The 22,420-nt window shown below is 36.7% G+C and carries 18 protein-coding genes; 12 read left to right on the top strand and 6 right to left on the bottom strand.

All coding sequences use genetic code 11. The features are described from left to right. Positions 1-262: 262 nt before the first annotated feature. From ACLKML_RS19455 to ACLKML_RS19445, 3 genes are all read left to right on the top strand, one after another. Complete coding sequence (locus ACLKML_RS19455; RefSeq protein ID WP_413284619.1) at positions 263-1,174, top strand: N-acyl amino acid synthase FeeM domain-containing protein; 912 nt, start codon at positions 263-265, stop codon at positions 1,172-1,174. 119 nt (positions 1,175-1,293) lie between these two features. Further along, a complete protein-coding gene (locus ACLKML_RS19450) occupies positions 1,294-2,178 on the top strand; it encodes a ThiF family adenylyltransferase (protein WP_413284618.1) in 885 nt (294 codons plus the stop codon). A gap of 92 nt (positions 2,179-2,270) precedes the next feature. After that, the gene (locus ACLKML_RS19445) at positions 2,271-3,356 is read left to right on the top strand and encodes a hypothetical protein (RefSeq protein ID WP_413284617.1); all 1,086 of its coding nucleotides are present in this window, start codon (positions 2,271-2,273) and stop codon (positions 3,354-3,356) included. Here the strand turns inward: ACLKML_RS19445 and ACLKML_RS19440 are convergent. The 3 genes from ACLKML_RS19440 to prsT form a co-directional block, all read right to left on the bottom strand. Continuing rightward, positions 3,316-3,720 carry a VanZ family protein gene (locus ACLKML_RS19440; RefSeq protein ID WP_413284616.1) on the bottom strand — a complete coding sequence of 135 codons (405 nt, stop codon included), beginning with the start codon at positions 3,718-3,720 and terminating at the stop codon, positions 3,316-3,318. The two genes, ACLKML_RS19445 and ACLKML_RS19440, sit on opposite strands and share 41 nt — an antisense overlap. After that, positions 3,717-4,478 (bottom strand): S1 family peptidase, encoded by a 762-nt coding sequence (locus tag ACLKML_RS19435; RefSeq protein ID WP_413284615.1) that lies wholly within the window; start codon positions 4,476-4,478, stop codon positions 3,717-3,719. The genes ACLKML_RS19440 and ACLKML_RS19435 overlap by 4 nt, the downstream gene beginning before the upstream one ends. Positions 4,479-4,559: 81 nt before the next feature. Next, positions 4,560-7,325, bottom strand: coding sequence for an XrtA/PEP-CTERM system TPR-repeat protein PrsT (prsT, locus tag ACLKML_RS19430; protein WP_413284614.1), 2,766 nt, complete (start codon positions 7,323-7,325; stop codon positions 4,560-4,562). Positions 7,326-7,532: 207 nt separating this feature from the next. Here prsT and ACLKML_RS19425 point away from each other — a divergent pair, with 207 nt between their 5' ends. From ACLKML_RS19425 to ACLKML_RS19395, 7 genes are all read left to right on the top strand, one after another. Beyond that, a complete protein-coding gene (locus tag ACLKML_RS19425; protein ID WP_413285933.1) occupies positions 7,533-8,663 on the top strand; it encodes a GNAT family N-acetyltransferase in 1,131 nt (376 codons plus the stop codon). A 127-nt stretch (positions 8,664-8,790) separates the two neighbouring features. Next, entirely contained in the window at positions 8,791-10,287 is a 1,497-nt protein-coding gene (locus tag ACLKML_RS19420; protein WP_413284613.1) for an oligosaccharide flippase family protein, read from the top strand. A 244-nt stretch (positions 10,288-10,531) separates the two neighbouring features. Further along, on the top strand, positions 10,532-12,292 hold the full coding sequence (locus tag ACLKML_RS19415; RefSeq protein WP_413284612.1) for an ATP-grasp domain-containing protein: 1,761 nt from the start codon (positions 10,532-10,534) through the stop codon (positions 12,290-12,292). After that, positions 12,292-13,242, top strand: a complete 951-nt coding sequence (locus ACLKML_RS19410; RefSeq protein ID WP_413284611.1) for a hypothetical protein — start codon at positions 12,292-12,294, stop codon at positions 13,240-13,242. The genes ACLKML_RS19415 and ACLKML_RS19410 overlap by 1 nt, the downstream gene beginning before the upstream one ends. 13 nt (positions 13,243-13,255) lie before the next feature. Then, a complete protein-coding gene (locus tag ACLKML_RS19405) occupies positions 13,256-14,248 on the top strand; it encodes a glycosyltransferase (RefSeq protein WP_413284610.1) in 993 nt (330 codons plus the stop codon). Positions 14,249-14,343: 95 nt separating this feature from the next. After that, positions 14,344-15,129 carry a sulfotransferase family protein gene (locus ACLKML_RS19400; protein WP_413284609.1) on the top strand — a complete coding sequence of 262 codons (786 nt, stop codon included), beginning with the start codon at positions 14,344-14,346 and terminating at the stop codon, positions 15,127-15,129. Positions 15,130-15,236: 107 nt separating this feature from the next. Further along, positions 15,237-16,724, top strand: coding sequence for an oligosaccharide flippase family protein (locus ACLKML_RS19395; protein WP_413284608.1), 1,488 nt, complete (start codon positions 15,237-15,239; stop codon positions 16,722-16,724). A gap of 47 nt (positions 16,725-16,771) precedes the next feature. Here the strand turns inward: ACLKML_RS19395 and ACLKML_RS19390 are convergent, their stop codons facing one another. Genes ACLKML_RS19390 through ACLKML_RS19380 form a run of 3 tightly spaced genes read right to left on the bottom strand, consistent with a single transcriptional unit; the run spans position 16,772 to position 19,527 of the window. After that, positions 16,772-17,440, bottom strand: a complete 669-nt coding sequence (locus ACLKML_RS19390; RefSeq protein ID WP_413284607.1) for a sulfotransferase family 2 domain-containing protein — start codon at positions 17,438-17,440, stop codon at positions 16,772-16,774. Positions 17,441-17,460: 20 nt separating this feature from the next. Continuing rightward, on the bottom strand, positions 17,461-18,555 hold the full coding sequence (locus ACLKML_RS19385; protein WP_413284606.1) for a glycosyltransferase family 4 protein: 1,095 nt from the start codon (positions 18,553-18,555) through the stop codon (positions 17,461-17,463). 54 nt (positions 18,556-18,609) lie between these two features. Continuing rightward, positions 18,610-19,527, bottom strand: a complete 918-nt coding sequence (locus tag ACLKML_RS19380; RefSeq protein ID WP_413284605.1) for a hypothetical protein — start codon at positions 19,525-19,527, stop codon at positions 18,610-18,612. A 333-nt stretch (positions 19,528-19,860) separates the two neighbouring features. On the opposite strand from ACLKML_RS19380, the gene ACLKML_RS19375 reads away from it, so the two are divergent. Beyond that, positions 19,861-20,988 carry a glycosyltransferase gene (locus ACLKML_RS19375; protein WP_413284604.1) on the top strand — a complete coding sequence of 376 codons (1,128 nt, stop codon included), beginning with the start codon at positions 19,861-19,863 and terminating at the stop codon, positions 20,986-20,988. Between the two features lie 104 nt (positions 20,989-21,092). Next, on the top strand, positions 21,093-22,415 hold the full coding sequence (locus ACLKML_RS19370; RefSeq protein WP_413284603.1) for a putative O-glycosylation ligase, exosortase A system-associated: 1,323 nt from the start codon (positions 21,093-21,095) through the stop codon (positions 22,413-22,415). The last annotated feature ends 5 nt before the right edge of the window (positions 22,416-22,420 follow it).

The following is a 22,420-nucleotide window of genomic DNA, read 5'->3' as shown; positions in this document are numbered from 1 at the left end:
ATAGTAGCTTCTAGGTAATAGGCAATGACTTCTTAAGTATATAACTTGTAGATTTATTGATTGAATTTAAGGCGTAATGAATGTCGAAAACAATTATGTAATGAGGCGATAATATTTGATTCTATAAATTAATGTTTTCTATTTTTTTAATTTGAGTAAAATATTTGTTTTTTTTAGTTAATTCATTCTCCTGCTTTAGTTTATTGTTATATACTGAATCTAATTACTTTAAATGATGTTATTAACAAATAAGGAGTATTGTGTGATTAATACTCATACTAAAGCACCGGAGTTAAATGGAAGGAATGTACCTGTGGAAAGACGTAAAGATGTGCGTATTTCTAAAGACAGTACAAAAGATAAACCTGAGGTGCGTGCTGTGACCTATAAGATCGCGGTTGAAAAACAAGAATTGGAAAAAGCGTTTTCATTGGTATGGGAAAACTATGTAGAAACAGGGTTACAACAGAATGATAATTTAGGGCTTCGTTTTACCAAATATCATTTGTTACCAGATACACGAGTATTTATTGCCAATTTTCATGAAGAATTAGCCGACCAGAAACCAGAAAAATACACCGGAAAAGGGATCTGTGTCGGTACGGTTACGCTTGTTATGGATGGACCTATGGGGTTGCCGATGGAAGAATTTTGCGGCGAAGCTATTGATAAAATGCGTAAAGAAGGGCGTAAAGTTGCTGAAGTGGTCGCTTTTGCGGTTGATCCGAAATACACCAAACATAAAATTTTTCTGCATATGTTTAAGCTGTTATTTCAATTTGCTGCAATGAAAGGTGTGACAGATATATGTTGTTCTGTAACAGAAAGGCATATTCGATTCTATAGGAGAGTTTGTCTGTTTGAACCAATTGGTGAACTAACACCATATTCAGCAGCTTATAAGCATCGTGTCCAAGGACACAGATTAGATATTAGTCAAGCGAAGAAAAAAGCGGAAGAATTTTACGGTGGTCGTGAGTTTGATGCAGATTTATTTCGTTTCTTTTTTGGCGAAACATATAACCGCCAAAAAGGAGAAGGTAAACCTTTGTCTGAAGAGAATATTGAATATTTTGCTAACAAAAAGACCAAATTTATTGAAACATTAGAAGGACAGGAATTAGATGTACTCCGATCTGAATATAATAAAGTGGGGATGTCATTCCCGTTTTAAATATTGGTTTTTAAGCTGTTGGTTTTAAAGCATTAGTTTTCATACAATAACACAGTGGTTTTGAGGCAATAATATAATCAACTGGTATTCCGAGGATATAAGAAAGGAAAAGTAAAATTATGGATAATGATGAATATTATAAGTTGGCGGTTACTCGTAACCTCGGACTGGTTAATGAACAAGAACAAGAAATATTGAAAAATGCTCGAGTTGCCGTCGCTGGATGCGGTGGATTAGGTGGAAGAGAATTAATCGATTTAGTTAGGATGGGAATCGGTGCTTTCAATCTTGCTGATTTTGATGAATTTAGTATTAAAAACATTAATCGCCAGATAGGTGCGACATCTAAAACAGTGGATCAGTCTAAAGTAGAAGTGATGGCTGAGTTATCTCGTGATATTCATCCTGGTGTTGATATTACAGTCTTCGATAAAGGCATTCAGCCTGAAAATATTGATGAGTTTGTTCGTAATGCTGATGTTATTGTCGACGCGGTGGATTTCTTTGCTATGCCTGCTCGTCTTTTATTGTATAGAACAGCACGAAAGCATGGTAAACCGGTGGTGTTTTCTGCACCACTAGGTTTTTCCGGTACACTGAACGTATTTATGCCAGATGGAATGACCTTTGAAGAGTATTTCGATATTAACGATGATATGGATTTATTCGATCAGCTTATTGCCTTTACGGTTGGTGTTGTCCCTTGGGGAACGCACTGGAAATATATGGATACTGGCAAGGTTGATTCTTCTGATCATGCAGGGCCGTCGTTGTCTTGCGCTTGTAATATTGCAACAGGCATGTTGACTGCCGAAGTTCTTATTTTACTACTGAACAAACGACCACCGATGGCAGCACCACATTATGCTCAGTTTGACCCGTACCGTTGTGTATATAGAAAAGGCAAATTACGTTGGGGTAATAGAGGCCCATTACAACGCATTAAGAGAATATTAGCAGCGAAGAAATTTGCTAGTCAGCGTCACTTATTAGATCAGAGTTAATTATTAATATAATGGCTTGCGTTGAATCGATTTGGACAAGTTCAAGTTGATTCACACGGTCTTTTTAGTGATCAGATTATAAGGTGGTTTAAGTGGCAACTATGATTGATCGTGATGTATTACTTGAGTTTGTTTATGCTGGTATTCGGGCATCTTCTCCTGATAACAGTGAACCGTGGAAATTTAAATTTACGGATGATGGTATTGATTTATATCTCGATAAACGATTTTTGGGCATGTTTTTTGATGTTAACTGCTATGCAAGTTTATTAGGTTGTGGTGGTGTGATAGAAAACATTCGTCTCACAGCGGCGACAAAAGGCTACCAGACCTGCATCAGGAAATGTTCTGCTACTCAACCAGACTACAAGGTTGCTTGCCTTTCATTTCAACCTAGCCTAGATATCCAAGTTGATCCTCTAGCCAGTGCGATATTTCAACGTGGTACTCACCGAGGTTTTTACTATCGTGATCAAGTTATCTCACCAGCCATTATTGATAACTTAGAAACAAGTGTAAAACAGTCATGTTCGGATGGTTATATTCATTGGTTTACTGGCGAACAAAAAAATCAGTTAACCGATATTATTACTGATACCGACCGTCTACGTTATACCCATCAAGAGTTGCATAACGATTTTTATTCTAAGCTACGCTTTGGTAAACAGAGTGATGTGAAAAACGATGGTTTAGCAGTCGACACGTTAGGATTAGAGCGAATATTTTGTTGGGCCCTGCCATTATTGAAATCTTGGTCGTTTGTCAAACTACTGAACAAATTCGGCATGCATTATTTTATGGCCTTTAGAGGCGCTAAAATGCCATTGCAAAACGCAGCTCGTGTTGGAGCACTAATTATGCCACGAAACGCTGATACTCTATCTAAAGGGACCGCTCTGCATCGGCTATGGTTGGCAATCAATGCTAATCAAAACTTGTACTGTCAGCCGTTTGGTGCGCTACCGTTATTTATTTACCGGATGAATGAAGTAGCCGGAGAAGGGTTCGATGAACAGCAAAAAAAATTTTTAGCCACTGAAATAAATAAACTCAATCAACTTATCGGCTTAGATTCCGATAGTGAACAAGTAATTATTATTTTCCGCATTGGTTATTCAACACCACCTGCCGCATACTCTAGACGTCGTCCAGTTGAGAGTTTTTTATTAGACGATTAGTGGTTCGCATTAAGAGAACGCCAAACACTATTCCTGTAATGTTAGCCAAAAAATCATTAATCGAAGGCTCTCTTAGTGGAACGAGTGTTTGGGCGAGTTCAAGTAATAAGCTGTAAACAGCAATGGCTAGACAAGATAATATTGCGCCTTTTTTGGATGAAAATAGCCATAGTGCACTACAAATTAGTATCCCGTAAGCAGCGAAATGGGCCAGTTTATCCAAATGTTCAATACCATAACTGTTGAGATCAGGGACAGGCGGCGGATCGTCCACTGAATCATCAACCAGAGATAAGTAGCCAATGAGTACCGTACAACTTGTTAGTAAAGCCACTTTGAAAAATTTAACAAAATTACCCGTCATTTCAAATTATCCAACATTTCACTTAAGTAACTAATCGGAATGGCATACGTGATAGCACTCGGATCTGATAGTAACGATTCTTTACTTGATTTGACTAATACTTTATTAATTATCGCAATTACCTCTCCCGTTTCAGGGTAATACACTGGACTACCACTATTACCTGGATAGGCGGTGGCATCGAGTTGATAAACTAAATACGGGTTGTTTTTAAGTCTTTTTAACTGTTTTATTGACAGCTCTTTAGATGAGCGAGCGGGAATAGCAATTGGAGTAATACTAGAAATAATACCGCGATGTGTTACTGGGTATAGTCCTAATACTGAGCCTATCGGGTAACCAGTGAAGCTAATATCTTGGCCTTCTTGTACCGATTTACTCGATAAGCGCATCGAGTTAAGGGCTTTACCACTAATCTGTAATATCGCAATATCTTGTTCTTTGTTAATAGCCACAACTTCCGCGGAACGAATTTCAGGGCTACGGCCTTGGCCAACAAACACGACTAATTTTTGTTTTTTTTTCAAATCTAATTGTTCAGGAACAACATGCGCGTTAGTCGCAACATATTGACCAGTAGAGATGGCGAAGCCTGTGCCTAAAAAGCGCGAATTGGGTGATGCTAGCCTGCTGTATGTGCCAACGGCAACGATAGAGGGTTTAATTGACGCAATGGTTTCGGGTAACCCAGCTAAAGCAGTATTGATGCTAGAAAATAACAATACAAAGCAGTATAACAGTCGCAATAATGTCGTCATTTGATATCGATTTATTTGGCTTATTTACCCGTCATACTTCTTTATAAGGCATAGAAGTATGACGGTAAAGCGGTTGAGTTTCTATAATCTACTCTCTAAAGACTGTTTTAGAGAAACGAAGTTTGGTTCTTCAGTATTGATGCCAGCTAATACCGTTTTAGCGGTTTCGGTTTGTTTATTTTCGATTAGGCTTTCTGCATAGTGTAAGGCTATTTCGGCATTGTCAGGTAGCTGTTCGTATGCCGATTTCAAAACCTTAACAGCCTCGCTAGTTTTACCTGTTTTCAATAGACTGTAACCATACGTATCTGAGACTAACGGACTTTTACTCGCCAGTTTATACGCTTGCTCAGCAAACGTGTTTCCTTTTTCAAACTCACCACTATCAATATATAACCACGCTAGATTATTGGCGGCAACAAAGTTGTTTGGCTCTCTAACAATAATGGTTTGGTACTTATCAATTGCGGCTTGCGGGTTTGACCTGATTTGTAGATCCGCGAGCTTAATCTCTAGGGCTCTTGCTTTTTCAGGTTCTTTGGCGATCACATCTTCTAAAAAGTCTACCGCCTCTTGGCGTTGATCGTTCAAAACGTATATAGAGGCGAGCTCATTGGCCGTCTGTAATCCTGGCTGTTTGTTATATCTTAATTTATGGACTTCAATTGCTGCGGGCAAGTTGTTCTGTGCTATATAAATCAACCCTTGTAGTTTTAGTCCTAGAGGCGTTTCTTGTGCTTGTTTATCGACACTATTCAACACCAGTTGACTATTTTCTGGCTGGCCTGCTTTTAACAATAAACCTGCTTTCATCATAGGAAATCGAGGGTCATTAGGGAAAGTGGTTGCTGCTTTATCCGCTATATTGACACCCGCAAGATACTTTCTAGTCATTTCCTTAATGTTGATGTTTCTAACATAGGCTTGTGAATTTGCTGGAGTGAGAGCAAGCCATTGTTCATATGCGCGTTCTGCATCTGTCCATTTTTTCTGTGTATAGTAAACATCACCGATTAACTGCCAAGTTTTGGAGTCTTTATCTGCATTTGGAATACTTTCTAATAAATTAACCGCATTCGAAGCTTGATTGTTTAATGTTAATGCACGAGCTTTTTGATGTAACAAAGTAACATTCGACGGATCGTCGGCTAATTGCGTCTCGATTAATTCGAGTAATTCTGAAATACGATCCAGTTGTTTACCCGTTATCAGTAAAATTTGATTTGCCGTAGTATTAGTCGCGTCTTGTCGTTTTGCTTGATAGGCCATTTGGTAGGCTTTATCAAACTCTTGTTGCTCAGCTAATAGTTGCGAATAGTAAATTAACGCTCGTACATTATTGGGCTCAGATTCAAGTACGGATTTAAAAATAGCTTCCGATTGTTCACGATTATCTTCTGCTTTAGATATCTGTGCTTTAAGTAATAAAGCATCTATATTTTTTGGATCTTCAGCCAGTAATTCTTCCGCAATAGCCTTTGCTTCTTCATCGCGATCAAACTTCAAGTAATAGTAAGCTAGGCCTACTCTGGTTTTTTCTGTATTAGGCTGTTGAGTAATTGCAGCTTGAATATTGTCAAAGCCACTTTCATCATCTCCCGATAACTTAATTAATCCAAGCATAAGTTCATCGGTTGAATTGCCTGAATGTTCAGATGCTTTCTGAACCAGTTTTAACGCTTCTTCGTCTCGACCTAATTTAGATAACTGTAAACTAGCGGTGGATAAAAACTGGCTATCATTTTCAGACTCAACCTTAAAATCATTCATTGATTTAATCGCTTCATCTATATATCCCAAATGAAGTTCTGTGGCGATATATAATCTTCTGGCGAAGTGATTCTCTGGTAATTGAGACTCTATTTGTGAAAGTCGGCTGTACGCTTGTTCAAATAGTTTTAACTGATAAGCCGAGACTCCTGCAATGAGAGAGGTAGATATTTGTTGTGATCCGTTTTGCAAGGCTCTATCCGCGTATTCTTTCGCTTTAACATAATCTTGTCGGTCGTATTCGATAGCAGCTTTAAGTTCATTACTAATCGTATGATTTGGTGCTTGATTTAATATGTTATCTACATATTTTTCGGCGCTATCAAATTGTTTTGCAAAGACTAATGATCGGGCGATATAAATAGTATATTGAAACGCATCAGGTGTTAATTCATAGGCGGTTGTATAACTTGTAACCGCATCATCATATTGCTGTTTTGCACTATCTAAATGACCTTTGAATAACCAAACATCACTGTTGTCTTTTGTTTGAGCTAAAATATTTTCAACTGACACCATGGCCGTGTCGATATCGTTTTTAGCAGCACTTAATCTAGCTTGAGCTAACTGGGAGTATAAGCGAGTATCACCCGCCTCTTTCACTAATTTGACCGTTTCTTCTGCGCCAGATATATCACCAATATTTAGCTGTGAAAGCGCTTTAAGTGATAATAATTCTGTTTGTACCTTGTTATCATTAATGATTGCGTCATCAATCAATGTAATTGCTTCATCATTGCGACCTTGGCCTGAAATAGTTCTAACTAATGCAGGTAAGACAGTGTCTAGTTGAGCACCAAGCTGTATCGCTCGAGATAATTCTTTTTCCGCACTAAGGAAATTACCACGATTTAAATATACTTCACCTAACATTATTCTTGGTTGAGCTTCTTTAGGTGTCGATTGGATAGCATTTTTTAATTCAATGATCGCTGAATTTATATCATTATCTTGCAGATATTTTTCAGCACTTTCTATATATTTATTGGCATAAGTAGTACCACTAGTAATTACGGCTGTAGAGACTAGACTAAAGAATGCGATTTTTTTTAAAACCTTGTACGCTTGATAAGACATAATGTTCCTTGTACTTGCCTAACAATTGGGTGAGCTTATTTATAATAGACTTAAAATTTGCTGCATATAAGTAGTTATTGCGGTTTTTTTTCTTAGTTCTCATATCTATTACGCTTAAAAGGCTATATTTTTAATTAACTACTCTATATCGTTAATAGAAAAGTTGTTTCACATAACATGCCAGATTTATAAGGACGTATTTTGACAGTGCGAAGACGTGAGAATATTCAATGTGAGTGGTTTGAAAACCCTAATCGCGAATGGTTAGAAAAAGCGTGGATAGAGCTAGAACAAGAGACTCAAGTGAGTTTCTTTTTGAGTTGGCTGTGGATTGGAACATGGTTAGACACTTTTGTTGAAGATTTTACCGTTGTAGAAGCCCGTCTTAATGGTAAAACGGTTGGGCTTGGGATTTTAGTTACTCAGCCTTTTCTATTTAAAGCCAACCCTTTTAGGCGTAAACACTATTTACACCGAACAGGCGTTGCACAAGAAGATCAAATTTGGATCGAAGATAACGATTTTTTAATTGCTAATGAATATGCATCGGAAATTCGCACAGCGATGCTTTCTAGTTGTGCTTATTGGATGAATAAAACCGATGCCTTAATTGTCGGTGCATGTGGGACTAAAGAGTTTAGTTTTACCAAACAACTTGGCTTAATAGATCGAACAACATGGGAAACAACCAATTATTTTTTACAACTTGAACCGCTCAAGCAAAGTAAAGACGCATTGCTAAAATCTATTTCCCGAAGCTCTCGTTATCAAATTACCCGCAGTTTGCGAAAATATAGTGAAATTGGCGATATAATTGTAGAAAGAGCAACCACTTTTTCAGAAGCGATAAATTTATTGTCCATAGCAGAGCCGTATCATAAAGCTCGCTGGGGGAGTGGTAAGCAAGGAAGTGGTTTTTTTAATTCTAAGTTCATGAAGTTTCACAGGAAATTAATACAGAATGGACTCTTAACTTCTACTATTGAAATAAACCATGTTCGAGCTGGAGATGAGACTATCGGTATTGTTTATAATTTTCGCTACAATAATAGGGTTTATTTTTATCTTGGAGCGATGAATTATAAACACAGTGAACCTCAGTATAAACCGGGATTAGTTGCGCATTATTTACTGATAGAAAAAGCCATAGCAGAAGGCGTGGATATTTATGATTTTATGGGAGGGGCAGCGCGATATAAAGCCACTTTTTCTGATGTACAAGGTAATTTAGCGGTATATCAATTTGAGCATCCTCGGCCATTACTGTCGGTTGAAAACCATATTCGGAAAATAAAGCAGACGTTAATTGAAAAGAAACATGCGTACTATTCTAAGTGATTGTGGCTAACTTTCTAACTGTATTGGTTAGTGTTTTTCTAATCATAATGGCTACTGAATGTAATATAACGGCTACCTTTTTAAACACCACGGCTACAGGCCTAAATGCAACGAGTACCATGGTTTAATGAGTGAAAAATTAGAAAACAAAATGGCGATTGGTTACATTTGGAATTTATTGTCTAAGTGGTTAAACCGGTCAATTGGTGTTATCAGTTCTATTATTCTGATTAGATTATTGCAACCAGAAGATTTTGGTATTGCAGCACTAGCCAGTATAATTATTGCATTGTTCGTGATGTTTTCTGATTCCGGCGCAGAAAAATACGCAATAAAAGCAAAAGATTGTAGTGAAGAATTACTCAATAGTGCTTGGTCGTTAAATATTATTCTAAAACTCACTTGTTCTATTTTAATTGCTTCTTTTTCGCATGTGATTGCAGAGTTAACTTACGAGCCCGTTTTAAAACACGTATTGTTACTTTGCAGTGTTCTTCCAATAATCAGTGCCTTTAAAAATATTGGCTTAGTTTATTATGAGCGAGAGCTGAATTATAAACCACTTGCTCGTCTATCGGTGGTGAGCAAACTTATCGTTTTTCCTATTACCATTGGTTTAGCTCTATGGTGGCAAAATTACTGGGCATTGATTTTAGGAAGTATAATTAGTGAATTAATGTTAGTTGTTGGTTCTTACTGGATACACCCTTATCGACCTAAATGGTCGTCCAAGTTATGGCGCACTCAGTGGTCGTTTTCACAATGGGTGATGATATCGACTGCAACAGGATATATCCGCTCTCGACTCGATGTATTATTAATCGGTCGTTTTCTACCGAGTGAATCGGTTGGTATTTATCGAGTCAGTCAAGAGTTTGCTTGGTTGCCATTTTCTGAACTAATATCACCTGCGACAGCCTCTCTTTATGCAGGAATTGCAAAGATTTCTCACAATAGAGACGAATTGAACGATAAACTGCTGAAATATTTAACCGTTGCGTATCTCTTGGTTATGCCCTCAGCATTTGGTATCTATGTATTGCAAGATCAAATTGTGGCGGTAGTAATGGGTGAACAGTGGATGTCGGCAGCACCCGTAATGGGCCTGCTTAGTTTGCTAATGTTATCAATGCCTTTAAATATCGCATTGCAAACCGTGTTAATAAGTTTGAATAAAGTGAAATATCTAGTGGTTATTGACATCGTGATGATCGCAGCAGTTTTATTTAGCTTTTTGGCTCTTAAGCAAAGTGGCGTGGAACATTATGTTGAAGACTATACATTAGCCAGAGTAAGCTTAATCGGGCTATTTATCCCTTTGTTATTTGTGGTTTACAAGGCGATTTTGAATATTAACTGTTTAAGACTGTTTTTTGCCTGTTTTATTCCAGTAGTCCCAAGTTTATGTATGCTTTTGGTGCTCGAACATGTTGGTGATAAGTTGGTTTTTTCTGAATGGGTTAATTTGTCTATTTTGATTATTTGTGGTGCTAGTGTTTTTATACCCACAATGTTTAGTCTTATTTTTGTGACAAGAAATAAACTACCAGGTAGTCGTTATTTATATCAGATTGTGACTAAGAGCCTGTTTATGTTTTATCAAAAAATAACTAAGGCAATATGACTAACTACCGAACATGAACGTTATTGTAAGACAACATTTTGTTGGGAAAGATAGTGATAAGAAACATAGTGTTGAAATACCGTTTTGTGTTGAACTGAATGTAGGCTTTTACTGGTTTTATGCTAGTCTAAATAGATGATTAATGCCGATTGATAATTTACAGTAGTACAATCTAGTCGCGCCAGTTCAATAAAAAAATAAGTGTTAGAAATGGATGTTAGATTTTTAGGTTAAGTGAGTAACCATGGCGAAGAAAAATAAAAAGCAACAGCCGTCTGTATTGGTATTAGGTGAAGATACTCGCAGTTTTTTATCTGTAGTACGATCGTTAGGCAAAGCAGGCTACATAGTACATGTTGTCTGTTATGATCAATTAAGTCCTGCGCTGAAAAGTAAATATATCCAGTCGGCACAATATTACAATTACCAATCTTGCAGCCCTAGCGAGTGGCTCGATAACGTTATTGCGCTAATAGAGCGCTATAATATTGATCTCGTTATCCCATGCGATGAACGCGCGATTTATCCTTTATGGAGTGCGAAAAATCGCATGTCACCGAACGTCCAGTTGGCTATCGCTAATCAGGAAGCGTTAGATGTGTTGTTCGACAAATGGGAAACCAAACAAGTAGCATTAGCGTGTGATGTTCCTGTCGCTAAAGGCCAAATTGTTGAGCTTTCCAATACAAGTTATTCCACATTACAACAACAATTCGGCGATAAATTTGTTGTTAAGCCTTTGCAGTCATTTGAACAGACAAAATTACACCAAAGACAAAAAGTCGTTATTGTTAAATCTGAAGCGGATTACGTTGCGTATCAAAAACATGTTGCCAGCAATCAACCTTATTTAATCGAAGCCTTTTTTACCGGTAAAGGTGAAGGATTGTCGGTTTTATCTGTAGATGGACAAGTGCAAGCAGCGTTCGCCCATGTGCGTGTGGCTGAGCCTGAAGAAGGTGGAGGCAGCTCCTATCGAAAAAGTACCCCACTAGATGAGCAATTGCTAAACGCGACAAAAGCCGTATGCGAAAAAACCAGCCTTACTGGTGTCGCCATGTTTGAATACCGCCGAAATCAGCAGACCAATGAATGGATATTAGTGGAAGTAAACGCAAGATTTTGGGGGTCATTACCGTTAGCTATATTTGCTGGAATTGACTTCCCAAGTTTATACGCCAATTATTTATGTCATAAACACAAACCCAAAGTTCCTATCCTCAGCTATTCAAATGACGTTTATGCACGAGTATTAACCTCTGATATTTATGAGATAAAACGTGAATTTGAATTAAAGCGACACAAAGAATCAACAATCACCGCGTTTAAACACATGATACTGCGTATGCTGAATATATTGCGTTTTTTAGGGCCTAGAGAAACGATCGACAGTTTTGCGCTTTCCGATATGCGGCCATTTGTTGCTGAAGTCACCGCGATAGTTAAAGCACTTGGCTGGTCTATTGCGAGAAAGAGTGGTCTGTTTTTACGGGTACGCAGGCTTATTGCTCGACGCAAGTTAGCAAAACTATTCGCAGTTAATCAAAACAGAAAAATCTTATTTGTTTGTTATGGAAATATTATGCGCAGTCCTTTAGCGGAACAGAGTTTTCGTTTGTTGGTCGATCAATCAGCTAGTCAGCTAAGTGTTGATTCCTTCGGCTTTCACTTGCAAGAACAGCGTAGCAGTCCTGAAAAAGCAGTCGAAGCAGCCAAAAATCTCAACCTTGAGTTGTCTTCACATCGTTCAAAGTGGTTAACGCAATTAGACATTAATGATTCGGATATCATTATTTACTTTGATGATAAAAATAGAGATAAGCTCGCCTCTTATTATCGAGTCAATCACGCATTTTGTGCTGCTGACTTTGTTGATAATTCATTTTCAATATCAGCTGAAATTGACGATCCTTATGGGGGCGATTTAGACACGGTGCTTGATTGTTATCAGCAAATCGAAAATTCAATGTTAAATTTATTGGCACTTTCAAAGGGAACAAATTGATGACCTCCGCAGTTAAGTTATCTGTCGTTATTCATGCTGAAGAAGAGTTTGATTGGGATGGTGGGTTTTATCGTTCAAACCATCAAGTGACCCACCATGATGGGCTCATCGCGGTTGTTGATCAGATTATTGGACATGGTGGAAAAGTAACGTTAGCAATGGATTACGCGTTTGTTACCAGTGCGGGAGGCCAGAAAGTTATCGATTATTATCGACAACAAGAAGGGGATAACATTGAGTTCGCTACCCATCTTCACCCTTGGGTCAATCCACCATTCGAAAATGAACAAAATAAAATAGACAGTCGCTATTCTTATCCATGTAATTTAGACCAGGAATTGGAATACCAAAAGTTAAAATATTTAACCGAGACAATCGAAACCATTACTGGCGTAAGACCAACAACTTACTTAGCTGGTCGATACGGTATTGGAGACAATACGGCCAAAATTCTCAAGCAGTTAGGTTATTCGGTTGATCTAAGTATTAGTGCTTATGTGGACTTTAGCCATCAACAGGGACCTAATTTTAGTTGCTTTACTAATCGTTGTTTTACACAAAATGATATTCAGTATTTCCCACATACAGGGTCAGTTTTGTCTTTATTGTCGCCATTGACCAATTATCTTAACCGGAACCCTGAATTGTTCACTCGTATTGGCGAAAATAAGCTGGCAAGTTTAATCGGTAAATTTTTAAGGATTCGCCGTTATAGACTCTCGCCAGAAGGCTTTACATTCAAGCAAATGAAACAAGTTACTGAATCACAAATGGCGATTGGTCAAAAAGAATTTATTCTGTCATTTCATTCGCCTAGTGCTCAACCTGGACTGACTCCATACGTAAGTACTCAAGCTGATTTGACAGCGTTTAAACGTCAAATCGCTTTGTATCTCTCGTGGTTTTTTACTCTAAAAAATAGTACTTCACTATTGCCAAAACAAAAATAAGGAAGGCCATTCAATGGAACTTAATACGCATGTGGAACCGTTTTTTTCCGTCGTTATTCCGACTAGAAATCGACCTGAACTATTTAAATTGGCTTTAGATTCGGTTTTATCGCAAAAATTTGATCGACTTGAAGTGATTATTGTCAACGATGGTTCGACAGAAGAGTTTTTAGGACGTTACCAAGCGATAGAAACAGCAGCGGCGGATAACGTTACATTTTGTCGTCTAGTTCATCGCCCAAACGGTCATGGTCAAAGTTACTCTATGAACTATGGGGTTCATCAAGCAAAAGGCCAATATGTTTGTTTTCTCGATGATGACGATTTTTGGATAGACGATATGCATCTACAAAAGGCCTACGATTCTATAAGCAGCGCTGAGAGCCAAGTTGATGCTTATTATACTAATCAGGACGCCTATTTTGCTGATGGTAGCAAACAAACCAATAATGTTTGGATCGAGGATTTGCAATATAAGTTAACTGACCAAACATGCGATAGTGCAGGTAGTTACCAAGTGGACTTGGCATTTTTGCTCTCTAGTCAAGGGTTTGCACACTTAAACTGCAGTATTGTCAGAAAAGAGTTGTATCAATTGATTGGTGGAATGGATGAAAACATTCGTTATGAATGCGACCGTGATATCTACAATAGAACTATTGATGCGGCTGATAATATCCTATACAACCCCGCGGTAATATCTAAGCACCATATTCCTGATGTGAGTAAAAAAGACAATATGTCAACATTAGTGAGTTTTTCCGAAAAGTTGATCTATCAGTTACGGGTGTATGAAAAAGGTATAGCCTTATCAAAAAATGAGCAAATGGTTAAGTATTGTGCCACAGGTAATATGTATATATTAAAAAGATTGGCTCAAGGATTTTATGAACGTCAGGACATTAAACGTGCAGCGTATTTTGCAAGGCAAGCATTAGGGTTGAAATTTACCCCTCAATGGTTTGCGTTTTCAATGTATTTAACCATTATGTCGTTTAAAAAATAAATCGTAAACTAACTGATAAACGTCGCGATATCGAATAATGGCGACGTTGCAATTTTGTATCTCAAGCCAACTAATCGACATTTAGGTATGAACATATGATTCATCAACTTATCAAAAGCCCGAAAATAATTTTCCCCAAGGAACATATCTTTTTAATTAGTCATATGAGGGCGAATACAAGCTTATTTGGGCATTTGCTTGGCAGTTCAGATGAGATCTCTGGTTATTATGAAATGCATATTGGTTATTACAGTTGGAAGAGCCTTATTCGACAGCAGTTAATTTATAAACAACAGCATGACGACTCAAAGCCAACTCGCTTTTATTTTGACAAATTGTTGCATAGTGAACATAAATTAACGAAAACCATAATGGATAAGCCCAACTGTAAGTTTATTTTCATGTTGAGAAATCCAGCAAGAACTATACAGAGTACCTGCAATTTGTATCGAAAAGTTGAACCTGAGCATGAGTTTGCCACAGTACAAGGTGCAGCAAACTATTACTTTGAGAGGGTAGGGCATATAGGCGCGATGTTAAATCAATTTGATGAGTTTAGCCGTTGTTATTATTTGGATGCAGAAGCGTTAATCTCCAAAACAGAAGATACCTTAGAGTCGTTATCGACTTGGTTAGGCTTACAGCAGCCTTTGTCTCCTGAATATAAAAAATTCGAACTTACCGGTTCAAAAAAACATGGTGATTCGTCTTCTTATATTAATCAAGGAAAAGTAAGAGCAAGTAAAGAGTCATATAGCAACATTGAATTGCCAGAAGCGCTTCTTAAGCGATGTGATGACAAATACCGACAAGTACGCGATGAAATGACCGCAAAATGTAACATGCTTTCGTTCGATAGTACTGTTAGCGATGCCGGTTAATAAAAATACTTCACTAAAAGTGCAATGGTAATAAGAATAATGATCAGAAAATTAACAATATTTTCTTTGAGTAAGAATGCAATGCTTCGGTTTGGTACGGTGTAGTAATGACTGACAAAGTAAAAAAAGTAATGAAGGCCTCTTTTTGGTTGCTCGCTATATCATGGTCTTCGCGTGTTTTGTCAATGTTTACCGTTATAATTCTTGCTAGGAATTTAGATAAGCATGACTTCGGTATACTCGCAGGCTGTTTTGTTGTCCAAGGTTTTTTTAGCGCGATAGCGGGTATGGGCAGCAGTAATTATCTACTTAGAAAAAAAACAATTGGTGCCGATGATATCAATGCCGCTTGGACGATAAACTTTTTTTCGCGAATGTTAATGGCGTTATTGATCTTTTTGTTGAGTGATCAAGCTGCAAATTTCATGAGAATTCCTGAAATAGGGCTTGCATTGAAAGTTATGTGTTTATCGGTGGTATTTAAAAGTTTTTTAAATCCGGCGATAAACATCAAAATAAAGCAATTAGATTATTCAAAAATAGCCTTATTGGAAGTCTCGTCCAAGTTTGCCTCTACTTTAGTCTCTATCGCAATAATATTAGTATATCAATCATATTGGGCGGTAATTATCGCTGAAATCTTGTACAGCTTTGTCTATTCATTTGGAAGCCAGTTTGTGGTTAAACATCGTTTAAAATTGGTCAAAAAGAACGTAGAAGAGCAATGGAATTTTTCAAAATGGGTGTTGTTAAAAGGGATCGTTAGTTATATTAAAGCCGCTTTTGATAAAGTAATCGTTAGTCGAAATTTTTCTGTTGGAGAGTTAGGTTTATATAATTTTTCCATGGAATCAGCGTCAACGGCCTTACAATTTGTGATCATTCCACTGAAAAGTGTTTTGTATTCAGGTTTGTCAGAGTACATCTATGATAAGCCAGTATTGGTGGATAAGGTTAATAAAGCATTACTTATATTAAGTTGTATTTATCTACCAATAGTCTTTGGCGGAATATACCTTTCAGAGTTGTTAGTTCCAATAATTTTTGGCTCTCAATGGATTGAAGCTATTTCGATGTTTGACTATTTTTTAGCAATGACGTTTGCAGGCATGATTGTTAAAGTTTTGACTGATGTTTTTACGTTAACTGGTAAAGTTCAATTACAATTTTATTATGAAACAGCGACATCGTTACTTTTTTTGGTCATTATGTATATCGTCGCGAATGGTTCGTTGGATGATTTAGTGACCTGTCGAATATTAATTCCTTATCTTATGGCAATATTGATGACATTAACATTGCAGAGAATTATTCCGATTAAGTTAATTAGACTGGGCGCTTTATTTTTTATCCCAGCAGTTTCGTCGACGATTATGTTAGTGTTATTAGATTTAATTCAGCCATTGTTAATGAGCTATTTTAATGAAGTTGTTGTGTTAATTGCTTCAATTATCATTGGTGCTTGTTTTTATGCCATAGGGCTACTTTCCCTAATTTTTGTGCTGAAGAATAAAGTTAATGAAATTGACTTTATTTATAAATCGTTCTGTCTTCCATTTTTTATACGAGTTAAATCAAAGCTTAACTTAAGCTAACACATTGATTTAAATGAAGACAGAATGGAATAGTGTCGCCGTGGTTTTTATGCCTGTTTCCATGAATCTTTATCATAGTTGAACAGTATAAAATCTTGCTGATAACAAGAGTATATGATGTCAGCCAATTCTTGATTTAATGGGGATATGGTTAGTTTGTTTTTTGAGCGATTTTTGTTCGGTAAATTAAATTCCACATTTATTTTCTGGCATATTGTTTTGAAATCATCAGCGATGTTTTCAAATCTACCAATAAAATCGACTTTGCAACTACCGTCGATATCATAAATAAAGCTATATTGAGGGCGAAATAAAGGGTGTAATGATACTTTGTTATGATTAATAAAATAGTTGACGAAACTTTCAAAAGTTGGACATTCTTGTTCGATTAAATTCTTAAGGTAAATATCTACCTCTTCACCGTCTGTTTGTTTTAAGTAATTGTAGGTGGAAATTACTCGTTGATAAGGGTTTCTTACAAAACAGAATTTGAATGCCTTATTAAATGCTTTCGGATTGGCCGCTTTATATACTCGATAATCGTAGTGCTGTCTAAAATCAATAGACAAAGCATCTAGAATGCTCGTTCCAGCAGTTTTTGGTATATGGATAAACAGAAATTTTCTTCTTTTTACGTAATTAATATGAGGAAATGGATCGGTCTTTCTGCGAATTATTTTGTTCAATTTCCAGTATTTTTGTTTAATATTCGACATTGTTCATCTCTTGTTAAAAATTAATGACAGAGGTAGGTAGCAAAACGAAGGGTGCTGAACTGTTTAGAAAATTCTTCAGGCTTTCTTTTTTCTCGCAATTGTTCACATTGCTGTAAAAGAGCTAATAAATCGCTATTTTCATCATAATGATAACCATTTTCTCCCACTACAACAGCTTCGGTTGCTCCACCAAATGGCACGGCAATAGAGGGTAAGTTAAAAGATGCCGCTTCTAAATAGACTAAACCAAAAGCTTCGATAGACAATAACCAAAAGCAATCGGCATATTTATAAATATGCTCTAAGGAGGTTCTAGCTACTTTACCCGTATAAATTATATGCTCAGATATATTTAACTCTATTGCTTTTTGTTCAAGCTCGCTTCTATATTCGCCATCACCAACAATTACCCATTTATAGTTTGGTTGCTTACCAATTAATTCTGATAGGAGTAATAACATCTGCATATAGCCTTTACTTGGAACGATTCGTCCAACTGACAATAAAACAGTGTTGTCCTTTGTTGTTGCATACAATTCAGTAAACGGGTCGACTCCACCACACACTTCATCACAGTTAATACCGGCATAATGCCAGCTCAATTTTTCATTGATTAGGTTTTTGTATTTTTCAGGGATGTGCAGTAAATATTCATTTAATGTATATCGGCTAACTGCGATTATTTTCTGGCTTTGGACTAATAATTTGGCGTAGTATTTTTCATATTGAAATATGTTATGTTTTAAACTTTTTCTATTAAAAAAGAAGTTTGAGTCACGACCATGAATCAATACTTTGCATTTTTTTAGTGTTGATTGGTCGAAAAATCGCCCTGCAATATAGGCAGAAACCTGATCATTAATAATGATCAAGTCGTAAGATTGTAAATTGAGTTTTGTGATTATCTTATAATAACTGAATACCCAAATTAGCGTGGTTCTATGCACCCTAACATGTGTTATGTCCGGTTCATCTGGACATTCGTCGCCGGTTAATAAGGTAACGTTGTGGCCAAGAGAGCGAACATCATCTACCAGTCGTTTTGCAATAACGCCCGAACCACCGCCTGCAGGAGGGTATTCATCTGAAAAAATCAATATGGATTTTTTATCCATAATTTACTCCTAGTTGTCCATCTTTTACCTGTTGCATAACGATTTGGATATACTCTATTTTTTACTATTAGCGTGTATAAATGCCTTTGCTAATTTACGGTAAGTTGATCCTTTAAATCGATTTGATCCTATAAAGTGGCTGAGTGTGGTGGAGTTCACTGGCTCATTTGTTATCGGAAATCCGTAGTTATGATATTTTGGCCAAGGGAGTATGGAAGCATTATTAGATTGAGATATTAAGCATAACGTTGCCGTTTGCTCGCTTCCCCAACCTTGCCATTTCTTTCGGCCAATTTTTTGTTCAATTTCATGGGATAGCTGTGTGATTTGCTCGATGGTAAAAGAATTTTTTGGGTAGCCAGCAAATCCTGCACAACCTCTTAGATATTTTAGATTCGGTTGGAAAAAAGCCAAGTCCTTATAATGTTGTTCTGCACTAGGTTGGACATGGTCATTATTCCACTGTTTTACGATAGAATGTAAAAAATAAGTACTAACAGGTTCGCTCCACTTACCACTCCCTATAACGAATCCACTATTTTGTTCTACTTTATCGGAAATTTCAGAAAGTGGGCCATTTACTACGATATCTGAATCAAGTTGAATCACGTAGCTATCTTTTACTAAACTAGCCACACAAAACAATCGTTTCCAGGATATATAGCTAGGGCATCCATGAGTGTCGAAATCATTTGCATTCACAATAGTTAAATTGGCAATGTGCTCATGTAAAATATCGAGGTCGTCATTAGTTAATGAGCCATCGTTAATCGCAACAATAGATCCGTATCCAAAATTACTCATAAAGGTTTTTATTGCCAATAAATACATGAATAAAGAATTGTGTCCTACCATTGATACAATTTTTACTTTGTCATTATAAATGTATGTAATTGGTTCGGTTTTTACTATCTGGGTTATGATTCTCTCGAATCTAAATCTTTCTATTTTTTCTAGTAATTTTCTCAACATGATCATTCCTTGATAAATTTGGCTTATTTTGACGATAGGGTAATCAACCTATGTGTTTACCTTTAATTTGATAAAATAGTTGTAAAGCAAAACAAGCGGTATCGAGTGTTATATCTCAGCACCATTTGAAAGGTGTATTTTCTTGAGTAACTAGCTACAAAAAATAGTGAGAATAAAATCTTGCATTTATTAGTATTTCCATATGGTTACGATAAATATTATTTGTGACAAAAAACTTGCTAAAAAGTTTATAATATAGAGTGTTGGAACGCTAGACATTAATCATTAATTATGTATAAATTATAAGATATTTATATAAAAGAAATTTTTATAATGCACAATGATAAAATACATGTTTGCCACTTGGTTTATTGTTTTGACGTCGGTGGATTAGAAAGAGTTGTATTAAATTGTATTAATAACCTTCCTAGTGACAAATTTCGTCACACTATCATTTCGTTGACTAACGTTGGTGCTTTTATTACCGAACTTCCACAGTCGGTTGAATACCATTCTTTGAATAAAAAGTCAGGCAATGATCCTTCAATATATTTCAAACTTTATCGATTGTTAAACCAGATTAAACCAGATGTGTTACACAGCTATAATTTAGCCACAATCGAGTATCAGTGGGTAGCTCTTTTGGCCAGAGTTAAGTTACGGGTTCATGCTGAACATGGCCGTGATACATATGATCCGAATGGTTCGGTAAAAAAATATCAATTTATTCGACGCTTTTGTAGCCATGCTATTCATCGCATAATCTCGGTTTCAGGTGATTTGGATGATTGGCTGTCTACTGACGTAAAAATTCCGAAAAATAAATTACGTTTGATTAAAAATGGCATAGATACCCATTATTTTGATCGGAGTTGTGTTGAAGTAGAACAGAGAGAGAATCCTTTTAAAGATAAATTTGTAATTGGTCATGTGGCCCGGTTACACGGTATAAAAAACCAAATGTTACTGCTGAAATCTTATGAATTAGCATGTCGGCAATCTGCCGATTTTAATCGTGATAGTGTGCTTGTGATTGTCGGCGATGGTCCTGATAGAGAGATGCTAGAAAACTATGTATCTAATAGTAACGTGATTACTGAAAACGTGCATTTTGAAGGCGCTAGAAATAATGTTCATGATTACTATAAGCTCTTTGATGTATTCGCGATGAGTTCAATTGCAGAAGGGATACCGATGACACTACTTGAATCTATGTCTATGTCGATACCGCACCTAGTTACCTTAGTAGGTGGAATAGGGGAAGTAGTGATCCAAGGAAAAACCGGTTTAGCGGTTGAATCAAATGATGACAGTGGATTCTGTCTCGGCTTGATTGAGTTGTATTCAAATACAGAGTTGAGAGATAAGATGGCAGTGGATGCCAGAAAGCGCATCGTGTCTGAATTTAATCAACAGATTATGATGGATCAATATACAAGTATTTATTTACGGAAAAACTGAGGGATTATGGAAACAATATTATTTGCTGGTTGTTTGGTTTTTATTGTTTATCTTGCTGTGATGGCAGTGAAAGCGGATAACAACAGTAATAAGAAGGATTAGTTATGCGTGATCTGTTTTTTCTTGGTATTTTTTGTATTTTATTACCACTGGCCTTGAAGCGTCCCTTTATCAGTCTATCTCTTTGGTTTTGGTCTGGATTGTTTGTTCCAGTGTATTGGTTATATGGAATAGCTGAATCTATTAGTTATAATACGGTGTTTGCCGCATGTACTATAATTGGCTATCTGGTTATGAAAAATAAACCACAGTTCCAAGCCAATTCTTTGTTTTTTTTAGTTTGTCTTTTTTTTATACATACCACTATTACCAGTTTTACCACTATTGCAATGCCTGAGATTGTTTGGATCTCGTGGGAGAACTTTTTTAAAGTTATCCTACTATTTGTTTTTACTTGTTTGATCATTAGAAAGAAACATCAATTTGAATTTTATATCTGGATGTTACTTCTTTCTATCGGCTTTCTTGGTTTTGTGGAAGCGCTAAAGTTTGCAGCATCGGCTGGTGGACACCATATTAAAGGACCCGCGGGGCATATATTGTCAGACAATAATCACATGGCGTTAGCGCTTTGTATGACCTTACCGATGATCATTTATTTAATCAGTGAAACTAAACAACAGCTAATTAAGCTTGGCCTGATTGCAATGCTGTTGTTATGTACCTTGGCAATTCTTGGTACTTTCTCTCGTGGTGGCTTTATTGGATTATCGGTTGTGGGAGGATATTTTTGGTTAAAGAGTCAAAGTAAGCTCAAAAGTTTGGTTCTTTTCTCTATTGTCGTTGCTATTGCATTATCGGTTCTTCCCGATCGATGGTTTGATAGAATGAATACGATGGAGAGTGTAGAAAGTGCCCTTGAAGATAGTTCTTTTGCTACTCGTTTGAACTCTTGGAAAATACATACTTTAATGGCGATGGATAGACCATTAGTCGGCGGTGGCTTTAAAGCGCCTCAGTTTGGTTTTGTATGGCGGGAGCTGGCATTAGATATTGATAAACTTAACTTTGTGGAGACGCCAGATCCTGGTGAAAAGGGTTGGGCTGCGCACAGTATCTATTTTCAAGTATTGGGTGATCATGGTTTTGTCGGTTTGATGTTGTTTATTGCTATTCTAATTCAAGCTTTTATTAGGTTGTACTTGATCGAAAAATTTTATAAGAAAAATAATATGATGAGCTGTTGGCAAGCCAATTTGACCAAAAATTTACGTTTGTCTTTACTGTCATTTTGTGTCGCTGGGGCGGCTTTATCATTGGCTTACGTAGAAATACTTTATGCGCTTCTTGGACTTATTTTTTGTTTGTCTGCCCAGCTTTCTTTGCCAGATGAATCTAGTTCAAAGCAAACGGCTGAAAGCCTATAAAGTTT

The organism is Vibrio sp. MA40-2 (assembly GCF_047302445.1).
Taxonomy (GTDB): Bacteria; Pseudomonadota; Gammaproteobacteria; order Enterobacterales; family Vibrionaceae; genus Vibrio.
The sequence above is the reverse complement of the archived record's forward strand: the minus strand, read 5'-3'. Positions and strand labels throughout refer to the sequence as shown.

What these genes read in the sequence shown, in the direction of transcription:
- ACLKML_RS19450 (WP_413284618.1), top strand. Translation starts at nt 1,294, where the DNA reads ATGGATAATGATGAATATTATAAGTTGGCGGTTACTCGTAACCTCGGA.
- ACLKML_RS19440 (WP_413284616.1), bottom strand. Translation starts at nt 3,720, where the DNA reads ATGACGGGTAATTTTGTTAAATTTTTCAAAGTGGCTTTACTAACAAGT.
- ACLKML_RS19435 (WP_413284615.1), bottom strand. Translation starts at nt 4,478, where the DNA reads ATGACGACATTATTGCGACTGTTATACTGCTTTGTATTGTTATTTTCT.
- prsT (WP_413284614.1), bottom strand. Translation starts at nt 7,325, where the DNA reads ATGTCTTATCAAGCGTACAAGGTTTTAAAAAAAATCGCATTCTTTAGT.
- ACLKML_RS19420 (WP_413284613.1), top strand. Translation starts at nt 8,791, where the DNA reads ATGAGTGAAAAATTAGAAAACAAAATGGCGATTGGTTACATTTGGAAT.
- ACLKML_RS19415 (WP_413284612.1), top strand. Translation starts at nt 10,532, where the DNA reads ATGGCGAAGAAAAATAAAAAGCAACAGCCGTCTGTATTGGTATTAGGT.
- ACLKML_RS19410 (WP_413284611.1), top strand. Translation starts at nt 12,292, where the DNA reads ATGACCTCCGCAGTTAAGTTATCTGTCGTTATTCATGCTGAAGAAGAG.
- ACLKML_RS19405 (WP_413284610.1), top strand. Translation starts at nt 13,256, where the DNA reads ATGGAACTTAATACGCATGTGGAACCGTTTTTTTCCGTCGTTATTCCG.
- ACLKML_RS19400 (WP_413284609.1), top strand. Translation starts at nt 14,344, where the DNA reads ATGATTCATCAACTTATCAAAAGCCCGAAAATAATTTTCCCCAAGGAA.
- ACLKML_RS19395 (WP_413284608.1), top strand. Translation starts at nt 15,237, where the DNA reads ATGACTGACAAAGTAAAAAAAGTAATGAAGGCCTCTTTTTGGTTGCTC.
- ACLKML_RS19390 (WP_413284607.1), bottom strand. Translation starts at nt 17,440, where the DNA reads ATGTCGAATATTAAACAAAAATACTGGAAATTGAACAAAATAATTCGC.
- ACLKML_RS19385 (WP_413284606.1), bottom strand. Translation starts at nt 18,555, where the DNA reads ATGGATAAAAAATCCATATTGATTTTTTCAGATGAATACCCTCCTGCA.
- ACLKML_RS19380 (WP_413284605.1), bottom strand. Translation starts at nt 19,527, where the DNA reads ATGTTGAGAAAATTACTAGAAAAAATAGAAAGATTTAGATTCGAGAGA.
- ACLKML_RS19375 (WP_413284604.1), top strand. Translation starts at nt 19,861, where the DNA reads ATGCACAATGATAAAATACATGTTTGCCACTTGGTTTATTGTTTTGAC.
- ACLKML_RS19370 (WP_413284603.1), top strand. Translation starts at nt 21,093, where the DNA reads ATGCGTGATCTGTTTTTTCTTGGTATTTTTTGTATTTTATTACCACTG.